Source organism: Streptomyces sp. NPDC026301 (genome assembly GCF_055567935.1).
The window spans coordinates 384,000-397,452 of record NZ_JBVHPN010000001.1; the positions used below are offsets into that span (position 1 = coordinate 384,000).

The 13,453-nt window shown below is 70.8% G+C and carries 12 protein-coding genes; 5 read left to right on the plus strand and 7 right to left on the minus strand.

Features of this window, described 5'->3' with window-relative positions:
• Positions 1-301: 301 nt before the first annotated feature.
• Entirely contained in the window at positions 302-2,299 is a 1,998-nt protein-coding gene (locus ACZ4MH_RS01725; RefSeq protein ID WP_351587228.1) for a histidine kinase, read from the plus strand.
• The gene (locus ACZ4MH_RS01730; protein WP_351587230.1) at positions 2,296-2,949 is read left to right on the plus strand and encodes a response regulator transcription factor; all 654 of its coding nucleotides are present in this window, start codon (positions 2,296-2,298) and stop codon (positions 2,947-2,949) included. The genes ACZ4MH_RS01725 and ACZ4MH_RS01730 overlap by 4 nt, the downstream gene beginning before the upstream one ends.
• A 19-nt stretch (positions 2,950-2,968) precedes the next feature.
• Here ACZ4MH_RS01730 and ACZ4MH_RS01735 read toward each other — a convergent pair whose 3' ends face one another.
• From ACZ4MH_RS01735 to ACZ4MH_RS01760, 6 genes are all read right to left on the minus strand, one after another.
• On the minus strand, positions 2,969-3,103 hold the full coding sequence (locus ACZ4MH_RS01735; RefSeq protein WP_351587299.1) for a LuxR C-terminal-related transcriptional regulator: 135 nt from the start codon (positions 3,101-3,103) through the stop codon (positions 2,969-2,971).
• A gap of 415 nt (positions 3,104-3,518) precedes the next feature.
• On the minus strand, positions 3,519-4,061 hold the full coding sequence (locus ACZ4MH_RS01740; protein WP_351587232.1) for a hypothetical protein: 543 nt from the start codon (positions 4,059-4,061) through the stop codon (positions 3,519-3,521).
• Positions 4,062-4,614: 553 nt separating this feature from the next.
• Entirely contained in the window at positions 4,615-5,133 is a 519-nt protein-coding gene (locus ACZ4MH_RS01745; protein ID WP_351587234.1) for a COG4315 family predicted lipoprotein, read from the minus strand.
• 200 nt (positions 5,134-5,333) lie between these two features.
• Positions 5,334-6,518, minus strand: a complete 1,185-nt coding sequence (locus ACZ4MH_RS01750) for an MFS transporter (RefSeq protein ID WP_351587301.1) — start codon at positions 6,516-6,518, stop codon at positions 5,334-5,336.
• Positions 6,519-6,661: 143 nt separating this feature from the next.
• On the minus strand, positions 6,662-8,149 hold the full coding sequence (locus tag ACZ4MH_RS01755; protein ID WP_351587236.1) for a hypothetical protein: 1,488 nt from the start codon (positions 8,147-8,149) through the stop codon (positions 6,662-6,664).
• A gap of 82 nt (positions 8,150-8,231) precedes the next feature.
• A complete protein-coding gene (locus ACZ4MH_RS01760) occupies positions 8,232-9,551 on the minus strand; it encodes a glycosyltransferase family 4 protein (RefSeq protein WP_351587238.1) in 1,320 nt (439 codons plus the stop codon).
• A gap of 226 nt (positions 9,552-9,777) precedes the next feature.
• Here ACZ4MH_RS01760 and ACZ4MH_RS01765 point away from each other — a divergent pair, with 226 nt between their 5' ends.
• From ACZ4MH_RS01765 to ACZ4MH_RS01775, 3 genes are all read left to right on the plus strand, one after another.
• On the plus strand, positions 9,778-10,467 hold the full coding sequence (locus ACZ4MH_RS01765; protein WP_351587240.1) for a response regulator transcription factor: 690 nt from the start codon (positions 9,778-9,780) through the stop codon (positions 10,465-10,467).
• A gap of 32 nt (positions 10,468-10,499) precedes the next feature.
• Entirely contained in the window at positions 10,500-11,903 is a 1,404-nt protein-coding gene (locus ACZ4MH_RS01770; protein WP_351587242.1) for a sensor histidine kinase, read from the plus strand.
• Between the two features lie 164 nt (positions 11,904-12,067).
• Complete coding sequence (locus tag ACZ4MH_RS01775) at positions 12,068-12,745, plus strand: restriction endonuclease (RefSeq protein ID WP_467753756.1); 678 nt, start codon at positions 12,068-12,070, stop codon at positions 12,743-12,745.
• A 136-nt stretch (positions 12,746-12,881) separates the two neighbouring features.
• Here ACZ4MH_RS01775 and ACZ4MH_RS01780 read toward each other — a convergent pair whose 3' ends face one another.
• Positions 12,882-13,448 (minus strand): TetR/AcrR family transcriptional regulator, encoded by a 567-nt coding sequence (locus ACZ4MH_RS01780; protein WP_351587244.1) that lies wholly within the window; start codon positions 13,446-13,448, stop codon positions 12,882-12,884.
• Positions 13,449-13,453: the final 5 nt, after the last annotated feature.

Genomic DNA, 13,453 nt, shown 5'->3' on the forward strand with positions numbered 1-13,453 from the left:
GGCGCGCCTGGGTCTGACGGATTCATTCGGGATCGATGTGCTCTCAGTACGGCAGTGAGCACGGCGCGATGCCTATCCCATGCGCGGGTTCGGTAGTTGAAGATGCGCGATCACGGCTGGCGCTCTGATTCGTGCAACAGATTCTTCGGCGGCCCTGCGTGCGCCTCCCTTGCCGCCGTTCGAGTCCTGGTTTCCATGAACCCCTTCAGAACCGAAGTCCTGTACCGGTCGGGCACTTTTCCCGAAGCGCCCGGGACATTGTGTATGGCTCCAGGGAGCGGAAGAACGGCAAACTGAAGAGATGACGGCCCGTGCTGTGGCATGGACGGCGGCGCTGTTGAGCGCTGCTGCGGTGGGTTTCGCGCTCTGGGTGAGTACCCTGCCCGGAGCCGGCGCGGTCGGGCCCGCCACGAGCACACGGTATGTGGCGGTAGTGGGCACCGCGGCCCTGCTGTGGGCTGTGACGGGTGCCGTCCTCGCCACCCTCCGCCCGCACAATGTCGTGGGGTGGATCGTGCTCGGCAGCAACGCTGCCTTGGTCCTCGGGCCCGCAGCATATGGTGGCTACGGAGCGATCGTGGCCGATCCGCCCTGGCCCGGCGCCTCTGCATCCGCCTTCCTCACCTGCGGGCTGTTCGTTCCTGGCTGGCTGATACCGCAGTCGGTGCTGCTGGCCGTGTATCCCGACGGCCGGCTGCCGGCACGCTGGTGGCGATGGCCGGTTGCCGGGGCGCTGATGGGGACGGCCCTGCTGACGGTCACCGCCGCCTTCGATCCGAGCACCTACCGATATTTCTTTCCGGGGCTCGAACCGCCGGTCCGCCTGCCCGGGCCGACCATCACCGTCCTGTTGATGGCCGTGTGCCTGCCTCTGGTGGCCGTATCCATGGTCACTATTTGGGCGGCAACGCTGCTGCGCCTGATGCGCGCGCAGCCGCCGCACCGTCAGCGACTGGCCCTCTTGGTGAGTGCGGCCGCACCGACCTCCCTCGCCAGCACCATCACAGTGGGGCGGCTGAGCGAGGAAGCGGCGCTCGTACTCGCCGCGTTATCTTGTTTCTTGCCGGTCGCGGTGGCCATCGGGATGCTGCGCTACCGGATGTCCGCCGTCGAGATCCTGCTGCGTCGCGGTCTGGTCTACGGTTTGCTGACTGCCGCCATCATCCTTGTGTACATGGCCATCAGCGCCCTGGTGGGCGCCGCTTTCGACCGGCGGCCGCTGCCCGGTGTCGTGTGCGCCACTCTGGTCACCATGCTCTTCGCGCCGGCTCGGGACCGGCTGCAACGGGCTGTCGAGCGCTTCGTGTACGGCGCACACAGAGATCCTCTGCGTGCCATGACACATTTGGGCAGACGTGTCGCAGCAGCAGAAGAGACCGACCTCTTGCCGGCCGCGCTCGTCGCCATCATGCAGTCGGTACGCTCGTCGGGAGTCGCCGTCCTGGCGCCTGACGGGCGGTTGCTGAGCGCCGTGGGGAGCCCCGCGACCGGGCAGGCTCTCCCTCTGCGCGTCGGCGGGCGGGACGTCGGCACCTTGCGCCTGGATCCCCCGTACGCGCGTAGGTACTACACTCGCTCGGCTAGACAGCTACTCCAGGCGCTCTCCTCCCAAATAGCCGTACTCGTACTGGCCTTGAGCCTGACGGAGGCTCTCAAACACGAGCGGGACCGCGTGTACGTAGCCGTTCGCAGCGAACGCGTGCGACTCCGTCACGACTTGCATGACGGACTCGGCCCCTCATTGTCCGGCGTCGGCCTCGGGCTGCAGGCGGTCACCGACCTCCTCAACAGCAAGGACGACTCCCGGTGCCAGGTGTTGCTGCTCCGTATCCGCGCCGAAGTGGACGCCGCAGTGCAGGAGATCCGCCGCATAATCGACGGTCTCCGACCGGCGGTGCTGGACGCGGTGGGGCTCGTCGCCGCCATCCACCGCCAGGCCGGGACAATAGAACCAGCCCTGCCCGTCAAAGTCCTCGCGGAGGAACTTCCCGACCTGCCACGGGATGTGGAGGCCGCCGCCTACCACATCGTGACAGAAGCCCTGACCAACTGCGTCCGCCACGCGCACGCCCACAGTGCTGTCGTCACGCTCGCGGTATCCGCCGATCCCGAGGCCGGGGACCGAGCTTCGTTGCACATCACCGTCGCGGACGACGGCACCGGAGTAGGTGACGCGCTTCCGGGCGTCGGTCTGACGTCCATGCGGCGACGAGCCGCGGCGCTCGGCGGCACGTTCGCCGTCGACGCCGGCTGGCCTGGAACCGTGGTCACCGCCGTTCTGCCGCTGGAGGCGACATGACCGAACACCCTGCCGTGCGCGTGGTCATCGCCGATGACCACCCCATGTTCCGATACGGGCTGGCGGCGGCTCTGGCCGCGGCTCCTGAAGTCGAGGTCATCGGCGAAGCGGCCACGGGTGACGACCTGCTTCTCGTTGTTGACCGTACCGTTCCGGATGTCGTGATCACCGACCTGGCCATGCCAGGCTTGGACGGGGCTGCGGCGACGGCTCGAATACTCGCCCGCCATGCCAGTACCGGCGTGCTCATCCTCACCATGCATGAGGAGGACAAAGCTCTGTTCGGCGCTCTGCGCGCGGGAGCCGGTGGGTATCTCCTCAAGGGCGCTGACCGCCAAGAGATCATCCGTGCCGTGTTGGCCATCGCAGCGGGCAACGCGGTCTACGGGCGGCCCGTGGCCCGCCGCATCGCCGCCTTCTTCACGAGCGCGGAACAGGAATACGCCGCCCAGGTCTTCCCCGAGCTCACTGAACGCGAACGGGAGGTACTGCGCCTGATAGCCACCGGTTGCGGCAACCACGAAATCGCCCGCCAGCTGTACCTGTCCGAGAAGACCGTACGCAACCACGTCTCCGTGATCCTCACCAAGCTCGGCGTGAACAGCCGAGCCGCCGTCGTGGCACGAGCCCGGGACGCCGGCCTCACGTGATCGGCTCCTGCGCAGTGCGTCATGACTCCGGTGGGAGCCGGAAGAGCAACCCCATACGGGAGCTGATGCCGAGCTTGGGATAGGCGTTGCTGAGGTCATACTCGATGGTCTTGGTGCTGAGGACGAGTTCCCGGGCGATCTGGCGGTTGGACAGCCCGCGCGCTGCGAGTCGCTCGGCCGCGGGCCGTCAGCTCTGTTTCACACCGATCCACATACGGTGTGGGTTGAAGTCGGTGGAACGTCTCCCGGGCGGCTTCGAGCTGTCGGACCGCTGCACGGCGTTTGCCGGCGCGGCGCAGAAAGGCGCCGTAGGCCAGGCGCAGTAACGCCTGCTCCCACGAGGGTTTCACCGCGCTCGCAGTGCCTCAAGCCCTCCTGGAAGGCACAGTCAGCGGGACAGCAGGGCACCGACTACGACCGCGAGCCCTCACGCGCCGAGTCATACGCAACGTTCGAGCGCCCAGGGCCGCGGCGGCCGGGCGTATTCGCTGGTTATTGTCCGAGGTGCACCGTCCCGCCACCTCTCACCCTCCGATACGGCGGCCGTACACCAACGCTGCGCCCCTCCCTCAGGGCCGGCCGGACGGCTGCGGGGCCTGGGCGAGCGGCGCGTGCACAATGGCACTCTTATTCGCCTCGGGGATCAGGCCGTACGCGAGGATCGCGGAGGCGTCGATCCGGCCCGGCGGGGCCGGGTCGGTGGGCATCCACGTGATCCACTCGCGTTCGAGGTCGGTGAATACGCCCCGGAACCGAATCTTGTCCTGGACCATCAACTGTGCGACCGGCTCCGCCCTGAGCAGCTTGCCTTGCTTGGCCCGCACCGGCTGAACCGCCGGCATCAGCTTCTCCTTCGGGATCTCGCCGTCGTTCTGCAGCTTCTCCCACACGGTCTGAATGGCCAGACCGCACATGTCCCGGCCGAAGTTCCACTCGACGTAGATGATCGCCGCGTCCGTCTCGTGCGCGAGGAGACAGGCCGCGGTGGACCAGTCGGCCGACGACACCGGCGCCGATACCTCGCGCGTGACCCACACGCGGCCGTCGTCGCCGAGGAAGCCACCGACGACGCCGACGACGTCGCGGCCACCGCCGGACGGGTCGATCGCCACAGCGATCTTCTGAGCCTCGACCTTGCTGCTCGTGTCCAGGAGCAGGCGCAGCAGCTCCTCGGAGACCAGCGCGCCCTCTGCGGGCTGCGGGTCGCCCTGGTACAGGGCGTGCCGGTACCCGGTTGATGGACGTCTTCTTCAAGCCCGACCACCACGTCCGTAGCGCCGGCTTGCCCCGGGTGGGGATCTTCGGGTGCGACAGCGGCTCCCCGTGCTCCCGGACAAGTGGATGGGGCCCGAACTTGGGGTCGGCGAACGCGGGCAGGTGCACGACCTTCCACCGGCCGCCGTCCTCGGCGCGGCCCTCCTCCTGCAGCCGTCGGCCGGCAAAGTCGTCCGGGTGCCACCTGGTCCGGATCGCCACGACGGCGTTCCGGTCGGGCTGTAGACGCGTAGGCGCCGTCGACGAGTACCACTCGTGCAGCGCGCTGCACGCGGCCTGCGACTCGGCGTCAGCGCGACCCTTGTGCGGTTCGTCCGTCCACGATCAGCAGGTTCACCGAGTGGCCGGTCAGACCCCCGAGCCCGTGAGGGGCCGTGGGCGAGAGGTGTGTCAGCCTTCGGTCTTCTTGCCGGAGGCGGTCAGGACGTACCACTCGGCGCCGAACTGGTTGAGTTCCTGCCCGTTGGTGTCACCGGGCTTCTTGTCGCCCGCGTAGTAGTAAAGCGGGTGGTTGTTGTAGGTGACTTCGGTGGTGCCGTCGGAGCGCTTGGTCGAACCGAGGAGCCCGGCCTTGATGCCCTTTCCGGCGTGGGGTTCGCCGGCGGTGGTCAGCGGGGGCCACGCGGCCGCGCAGGTGCCCGTGCAGGTCGACTTCTTCGACTTGTCGGCCTCGAAGAGGTAGAGCGTGCGGCCCTTGGCGTCCGTGAGGATCTTGCCGTACTTGCTGGAGCCGAGCGACACGGTGGCCGGGCCCTTTGGCGTGCCACTGGGAGCAGCCGTACTGGCCTTCGTGGCGTGCGTAGGCGTGGCGGACGGCTTCTCGCCCTTGCCACTGGAACAGCCGCTGGTGCCGGCGGTGAGCAAGGCTGCGGCCACTGCGCACGTGGCCGCCATGGCGATGCGCTTCATGAGGGTTCCTCCGTCGCCGACTGTCGTCGGGCGGCGCCGCCCGGACGGCGGTGCGCTTCTTCTACTACGGAACAGCCCAACGCGTCTGTCAATCCGGGTGGGCCATTCAGCATGCCGGACGGCAACAACCCGGCCACGGCGTACTGACGGCCGCCGCGCGGTCCGTGACGAGTGGGCCGCTGGCCGAGCTGTCGGGGTGTTCATTTTTGGCTGTCGTCCGCGGGTGCGTGTGGTGTGCGGCGACCGGTGATGAGTACGGCCATCGGGCCCACCGCCAGGAGTATCGGTCCGACCGCCAGGAGCAGGGCGAGGGCCGCGTAGCCGTAGGTGAGGGTGGCCCATGTCGCGATCGTGGCGACGAGGAGGGGGCCGCCCGCGTCGCCGAGTTCGCGGCCGAGTTCGGCGGAACCCATCGTCTGGCCCAGGCGTTCAGGAGGTGTGGACGTAGCCAGGGCGGCGAAGCCGAGGGGGGTGATCAGGCCGGTGCCGATGCCGATCAGTGCCGCGGCGAGCAACATGCCGGCCAGTCCGGGCAGCATCGCGCAAGCCAGGCCCAGAGCCGTGGTCAGCAGGCCGATACCGATGCCGGTGCGCGCGGTGAGGCGACCGGCGTCCAGCGCCCGTCCGGCCCTGGGCTGGACGATCGCCGCGCAGGCGGCAAGGGCGGAGACCGCCGCGCCGGTGGCGACGGTGCCCAGACCGGCCGCCGCGCCGGAGACGGGCAGGAAACCGACTCCGGCCGAGAGCGCCGCGGTCGCGCCCGCCAGGGCCGCGGTGGGCTTCAGGAAGACCGGGTCGGTGAGACGCCTGGCCAGGTCGGCGACGGTCTGCCGGGTGCGCGGCAGCGGCGGCACGTGGGGTACGACGAGTGCGGCCCACACCGCGACGGCCGCGGCGAGCAGCGACAGTACGGTGAACAGCAGCCGCAGCCCGCCGGCCCGGACCAGTACGCCGCCGAGCAGCGGACCCAGGGTGTAGCCGATGGACTTGTAGAAGCCGTAACTGCCGAACGCCCGGCCGTGCTTGGCGGCCGGATTGAGCCGGGCGACCAGCGCGGAGGCCGAGGGTGAGAAGGCGGAGGCGGCGGCTCCCTGCCCGAGGCGGGCCGCCCAGAGCATGCCGGGGCTGTCCGCCACCGCGTACAGCGCCGAGGCCGCCGCGAAGGCGAGCAGTCCGCCGAGGAGTACGGGGCGCGCGCCGATACGGTCCGCGAGGGTTCCGAAGAGCGGCTTGAGGAGTACCTCAGCGCCGTCATAGAGCGCGAGCAGCCCCCCGAGGACCATGAGTGAGGTCACCGCGTCCCCGGAGAAGCCGCCGAGGTTGGCCGCGATGCCGTGCGCGCCGAAGGCGGTGGTGAACGCGGCCGCGTACAGCGGCCACAGCATCCGGCCCGGCACCGGCTTGCCCGGCTTCGGCTTTCCCGGCACCGACTCCCCCGGCTTCGGCTTCGCCGGCTTCTTGCGCATCAGCTGTCCTCCGGAGTCCCGTGCAGGCGCGGAAGACCAGTTCCGTTCCGCCTGTTCCCAACTTACTGGCCCGGCTGCGGCAGGTAGGCCGTCCAGCCGGTCCCGCGGAGGCGGTGCGCGGTCCAGCCGTGGGCGTAGTGAGGGGGTGCGTGGCCTGTGGGGCGGAGCGCGGCGGTGGGTTCGTGCGTGGCGCGCCGCAGGAGGGCGTGCGTGGTCGTGGAGCGGTTGTTGCCGACGGTCTCGGCGGAGGCGCAGCCCGCGTAGTAAGCGACGGGCAGGGCGTGTTTGCCGGTGATCAGACAGGGGGGTCGCAGGCCGAGGGCGTGCAGGCGGTCGGCAGCGGTGCCGTAGCGGGCTGCGGTGATGCGGGCGTCGTCGGCGTTGTGGCGCAGTACGGCGTACTGGCCCGCCAGGTGCGCGGCGAAGAGCGCGGTGAGCAGGGCGGCGACGAGAACGCGCGCTGGGGCGTGGTGGATTGCTCCGATCGTACGGGCCGCGAGCGCGGCGATCGGTAGGGAGAGCAGCGCGTACGTGGGCAGGAGGAAGCGCGGCGCCGAGTAGTCGATGAGGAGGAGGTATTGGACGCTGACGGCGGCGGCGCAGGCGACCGGCAAGAGGGTGGTGGAAGGGCGGGGAGTACGCAACGCCACCGCGCAGGCGATCGCGGCCAGGGGCGGGAGAGCGAGCCACCACAGGGTGAGGGCCGGGTGCGGTGGCGGGCCGGGATGGCAGGGGCGGCACAGCAGCGGACCGTTGAGGCTGCGCAGGGCGTAGCCACCCGCCCAGTGGGCGCCCATGCCGCCCTCGGTCGCACTGGAGACGTGCAGCCGCGCGCCGATGCCGCCCCACCGTGCGTACGCCTCGACGACCCATTCGGCGCTGCCGAGTGCCGCTCCCGCGACGAGGGCGAGGGCGGGCGCCGGGCGTCGCCGCCAGCCCGGTACCACTGCCCAGGCGACCAGCAGCGACAGGGCCAGCCAGGCGCCGTCCGGCATACGGAAGAGGGTCGCGGCCGCCACGGCGGCGGCGAGGCCGACGAGGGTGCACCGCCGCGAGGCCACCGGAGAGGTGGCACGCAGGAACCAGCCGACGGCGGCCACGGTGGCCAGCGCCACCCACAGGTTCGGCATGGCCTGCGGGCCGTAGAGCACTGTGATCCACAAGCTGCCGAACAGCAGGGCGGCGAGCGCGGTGCGGTGCGCCCCCAGCAGCGGCCGCCAGACCGCGAAGGCCGCGTAGAGCGCCGCCGCGGACAGCAGCGCCAGGAAGACCCGGAGGGCGAGGGTGGAGCCGGACACCGCCAGCAGGGGCGCCGCCAGCAGGCTGATGCCGCGCGAGCGCGGAGCGCTGAACCAGGCGGCGGGATTCCGCGGGTCGACCTGCGAGACGTACACGGTCTCGTCCCAGCCCAGGCCGAGGTGCGGGACGGCCAGTGCGAGCTGGAGCGCGGCGTATCCGACGGCGACCAGGACGAGCCACGGGACGGTACGGGGTGGCCGACGCTCCGCCGGGCTGTGCGGCGGCGGTCGGACGGCTGTCAGCGCGGTCATGTCCTCCCCTTTCGGGGCGGCTGCCTTCGAGGCGACTGCCTTCGGGGCAACTGCTTTCGGGGCGGCTGCCGCGGTATGCAGGTCACCGCGGCGCTCGTGGTGCGGGCGGGGCGAGCGCTGTGGCCGGTGTGAGGGACCGGCGGGAGAGCCGACGTGCCGCCCGCAGCGCCGTACGGGCCACGCCCAGCAGCCGGAGACGGCCGGCGAGGCTCCGCAGCCGCGCGCGGGCGGCGGCACGTTCGCGTTCCCTGGCACGCTCGCGGCGGGTTTCCGCGAGCTCGGCGAAGAGCTGCTCGTAACGGTGGGCGATCGGCACCGGGTCGAAGCGGGCGGAGGCCTCCAGGGCGACCGCGCCCATCCGCCGGCGCTCCGCGTCGTCCGCGATGAGTTCGCACAACGCGGTGGCGAGCGCGTCCGAGTCTCCCACCGGTACGAGCCGCCCGTCGATGCCGTCACGGATGATCTCGGCGGGGCCGAGCGGGCAGTCGGTACTGACCACCGGTACCCCGCAGCGCATCGCCTCCACGATCGTCATGCCGAACGACTCGGCGTCGGAGGAGACCGCGACGATCGACGCCTTCGCGAACTCGTCCTCGATCGGCGAGTGCATGCCCATGAGCCGTACGGTTCCCGTCAGTCCGAGCTCGTCGACGAGCCGGGCGAGCCGGTCGTGCTCGGCGCCGCCGCCGTACAGCCGCAGCCGCCAGTCCGGGTGCTTGGCCGCGACCTGGGCGAACGCCTCGATCAGCAGGTCGTAGCGCTTGCCGGGGACGAGGCGCCCGGCCGCCGCGACGACCTTGGCGGTGCCGTCGGACGGGCGGACGGCCGGCTCGGGGATGCTGTTGGGGACGGCCAGCACGCGGACGCCCGGCAGCGGCATCCTGGCCCGGTATACGGCGGCGTCCGCCCTGGTCGTGGTGGTGAGCGCGTCCAGGCCGCCGTAGTGCCGGGCCAGGTCGGCGCGCAGCCGCTTGCTGTGGACGTCGTGGCTGAGGTGCTCCTGACCGATGCGCAGTGCGCGGCGTGGGCCGAAGCGGGCCAGGTAGACGTTGATGCCGGGCCGGGTACCGAAGATCACGTCGGCGTCGCTGTGCCGCAGGTACTCCTCGACCCGGGTGTCGATGAGCCGGTTGTACTGCCGGTAGCGCTTCTCTGTCGCGGGGAACACCCGCGAGGGCTCGGCGTACTGCGGATTCCGCAGGTCGGCGCTGTCCGCCCGGGTGTCCACCAGCGGGACGAGCCCGACCCGCGGGTCGAGGGCGAAGCGCGGGTGCGCGCGGTGCCGCATCATCGAGACGATCTCCACCTCGTGCCGGTCGGCCAGGGCGGCGGCGAGGTTGAGGGTGGTGCGAATGGTCCCGCCAATGCCGTAGGCGTTGTGCAGCAGAAAAACGATCTTCATTGGTGCCCTTCCAGCCGACTCGGCCACCACCATGATCGGTGGAGGTAAGCCGTCGGCAGGGAGAGGGTGAGAGCCGGGTAAGAAGACGGTCGGACTTCTGTGACAGCGTCCGTGACGCCCTCCGTGACGCCTTCTGTGACAGCCTCCCGTGACGTCTTCTGCGACAGCCTCCCGTGACGTCTTCTGTGACAGCACCGCAGAGCCGTGGCCTTGGCACACTGGCCGGGTGACGAACACCGTGCTGCTTGCCGAGGACGACCGAGCGATCCGTACCTCCCTCGAACGCGCCCTGACGCTGGAGGGCTACCGGGTCCTCGTCGTGCCCGACGGCGTCGGGGCGCTGGCCGCCGTGCACCGGGACCGCCCTGACATGATCGTTCTGGACGTGATGATGCCGGGCATCGACGGGCTGGCGGTCTGCCGGGTGCTGCGCGCGGAGGGCGACCGCACGCCGGTGCTCATGCTCACCGCGCGGGTGGAGACGGCCGACCGGGTGGCGGGCCTGGACGCGGGAGCGGACGACTACGTCGCCAAGCCGTTCGAGATCGAGGAGCTCTTCGCGCGGCTGCGGGCGCTGCTGCGCCGGGCGGCCCCCGACACCCCACCGACGGAGGACGGCCTGGTCGAGGCCGCCGACCTGCGGCTCGATGCCCACGCGAGGCGGGCCTGGCGGGGCGAGCGGGAGCTGGATCTGACCCGTACGGAGTTCAACCTGCTGGAGCTGCTGGCCCGCAACGCCGGCATCGTGCTGGACCACACCACGATCTACGAGCGGATCTGGGGCTATGACTTCGAACCCGGTTCGAAGAACCTCGCCGTGTACATCGGCTATCTCCGGCGCAAGGTCGACCTGCCGGACCGGCCGCCGCTCATCCATACTGTACGCGGTGTCGGCTACACCCTCAGAGAGGTGTGACCATGTCCTCGGGCGCGACGAGGCGCTCCGTCATGAGTACGCTGCTGCGCCGCCTGCCGTCGCCGCGCCGCAGCGTGCGCACCGCGTTCGCCGTCTCCTTCGCGGCCATGGCGGCCCTGGTGACCGTGCTCGTCGGCTTCCTGAGCTATGACGCGGCCGCCCGCATGGTGCGCGTGGACGAGCACGACGTCTTCCAGGGGGTCGTCCACGACCTGCGGCAACAGGTCGAACAGCAGCACCTCACCCCGCGGGACTACTACGGCTCCGACCCCGACCACGACGGGCCCCGTGACGACCTGACCCGGCGGATCCGCACCGATGTCCAGGTGCTCGGTCCCAGCGGCGGCGTCGAGGACCACGGCAGCCCGGCGCTGCCGGTCCTCGCCGAGGACCGCGAGGCCGCCGCCCACGACACGGCCGGAACCACCCGCCGGTACGTGACCGAGCTCGGCGACGACCGGTACCGCGTGGCCACCGTCGCGCTCGGCGGAGGACGCGGCGCGGTGCAGGTCGCCCAGCAGTTCAGCGACACCGAGGACCTGCTCGACAACCTGCAACGGCGCACCGCCGCGCTCACGGTGGCGGTCGTGCTCGCCACGGGCCTGGCCGGCTGGTGGCTGGCCCGCCGGATCACCGGACGCCTGGTACGCCTGACCGGCGTCGCGGAGACGGTCGCGGAGACCGGACGCCTCGACATGGCCGTGCCGGTCGCCGGCCCCGACGAGGTGGGTCGCCTCGGGCGCGCCTTCGACGACATGCTCGGCCGCCTCGCCCGCTCCGAGGAGGACCAACGGCGCCTGGTCCAGGACGCCGGGCACGAGCTGCGCACCCCGCTGACCTCCCTGCGTACCAACATCGCCCTGCTCCGCCGCCTCTCCGAACTGCCGCCGCGGGCCAGGGAGGAGCTCGTTGAGGACATGGCGGGCGAGGCGCGCGAGCTGACCGACCTGGTCAACGAGCTCGTCGAACTGGCCGCCGGACACCGCAACGACGAGGAACCGGTAGAGACCGCGCTGAGCGAGGTGGCGGAAAAGGCCGCGGCACGCGCCCGGCGCCGCACCGGCCGGGAGATCGTCGTCCAGGCCGACGACACCGTGGCCGAAGCGCGCCCCGGAGCCCTCCAACGGGCCATCTCCAACCTCCTTGAGAACGCGGCGAAGTTCGACGCGGACGGCACCGCCCCCGTCGAGGTCGTCGTCACCGGCCCGCGCATCGAGGTACGCGACCGCGGCCCCGGCGTCCCCGAAGCGGACCTCCCCCGGGTCTTCGACCGCTTCTACCGCGCCGACGCCGCCCGCAGCCTGCCGGGCTCCGGCCTCGGCCTCGCCATCGTCCACGAGGTCGCCACCGCCCACAACGGCACAGCCTTCGCCCACAACCGCCCGGACGGCGGCGCCACCATCGGCTTCACGCTCGGCACGGCGGTACGGCGCTGAGCGGGGCCGGTGAGCGGGGCCGGTGAGCGCGGCACGTTCTGTACTGAGCGACGTCACACGGAACAAAATGTCACACCGAACAAGGGGGCCACGTGACCGAGCGCAGCCGCAACCGCAACCGCAGCGGTCGGTGGAGGCCGAGCCGGCGTCCACAGGGCGAAGCCGTGACGCGGCGGCCGGCGCGTCGCCGCAGTAAGGCGGCGCGGCAGAATCAGCAGCTGGCGACCATCGCGTGCCTGGTCATAGCGGCCACCGTGCTCATCGCGGTCGTCCAGTGGCTGCTCCTCCACTGGTGGCTGCTTCTCCTGCTCGCGGTAATCGTTGCGGCGGCCGGCGGTTACTGGTTGCACCACCGGGCCCAGCAGGCACGGTGGGAGCGGATCCGGATGCAGGGGCTGCGCTATCAGCTGGCGCAACTGGACGCCCTGCACCACCGGCAGTTCGAGCACGCGATACGGGACCTGATGCACCGCGACGGCTGCCGGGATGCGGTACAGGTCGGCGGGGCCGGCGACAACGGCGCCGATGTGAAAGCAACCGACCCGTACGGGAGGCGGTGGGTCATCCAGTGCAAGCACCGCAGCGCCGGCGCGGCCGGCTCCCCCGTCGGCACCCCTGACCTGCACGTCCTCAACGGCACCGCGCGGCAGCTGCACGGCGCGGACGTGGTGGTCCTGGTGACCAACGGCCGGTTCACCGCCAAGTGCCCCCCGCTGGCGAAGTCCCAACGGCTGCACCTGGTCGACCGCCAGACACTCGCCACCTGGGCGGCAGGCTCCCGCCCCCTGTGGGAGCTCCTCCCCCGACTGCCCGCACCACGCAAGCCCGACTCACTGCCATAGCCCTGTCACTCGTGCCTCGTATGTGCGCCAGAGCCAGAAGCCGTACCGACTTTCTGGGTCGACCTGGAGACGGTCGCCGTGTTGCTGGGGCTCTAATTGCTGTGGGCCACCAGATCGTTGACCGTGTGGCCAGGCGTCAAGGCGTCCCGAGCAACATCTCGACGGCTGCGCGTGCATGGCGGGCTGGGGCTGGGTCGCCGCTGATGCCGGCGGTCACAATGGCTCCTTCGGCGAGCAGGAAGACCGGTTCAGCCACCGGCACCCCAGTGGCGTGGACCCACGCCGCAACCTGGTCGTGGAACTCCTGCTTGTGCGACCGGACTTCGACCAGTACCGCCTCGGACGTCGGGCCGAGTTCGCCATGGGCATTGACCCAGGCGCAGCCACGGAAACCCGGCTCTGCGAACCACTCCGCAAGCCAGTCGAAGATCGCGAGTACGCGCTCGCGAGGATCCGGGACCTGATCGACATGGGCGGCCAGGTCTCCCCTCCATCGTTGGTCGCGGCGTTTGAGCATCGCGACGACGAGGTCCTCCTTCGCCGCGAACAATCGGTAGATCCGCTTCAGTGGCAGACCAGACGCTGCGCGGACCTCATCCATTCCGACCGCCTGTATGCCTCGCTCATAGAAGAGCCTCTCCGCTGCGTCGAGCAGTGCCTCACGGTCCTGGCGGCTCCGTTCCTCGGTGATCGGGGCTGGCATCCGGG

Excerpts from the sequence above, each read along its gene's own strand:
- ACZ4MH_RS01725 (WP_351587228.1), top strand. The coding sequence starts at position 302 with ATGACGGCCCGTGCTGTGGCATGGACGGCGGCGCTGTTGAGCGCTGCT.
- ACZ4MH_RS01730 (WP_351587230.1), top strand. The coding sequence starts at position 2,296 with ATGACCGAACACCCTGCCGTGCGCGTGGTCATCGCCGATGACCACCCC.
- ACZ4MH_RS01745 (WP_351587234.1), bottom strand. The coding sequence starts at position 5,133 with ATGAAGCGCATCGCCATGGCGGCCACGTGCGCAGTGGCCGCAGCCTTG.
- ACZ4MH_RS01750 (WP_351587301.1), bottom strand. The coding sequence starts at position 6,518 with ATGCTGTGGCCGCTGTACGCGGCCGCGTTCACCACCGCCTTCGGCGCG.
- ACZ4MH_RS01755 (WP_351587236.1), bottom strand. The coding sequence starts at position 8,149 with ATGACCGCGCTGACAGCCGTCCGACCGCCGCCGCACAGCCCGGCGGAG.
- ACZ4MH_RS01760 (WP_351587238.1), bottom strand. The coding sequence starts at position 9,551 with ATGAAGATCGTTTTTCTGCTGCACAACGCCTACGGCATTGGCGGGACC.
- ACZ4MH_RS01770 (WP_351587242.1), top strand. The coding sequence starts at position 10,500 with ATGAGTACGCTGCTGCGCCGCCTGCCGTCGCCGCGCCGCAGCGTGCGC.
- ACZ4MH_RS01780 (WP_351587244.1), bottom strand. The coding sequence starts at position 13,448 with ATGCCAGCCCCGATCACCGAGGAACGGAGCCGCCAGGACCGTGAGGCA.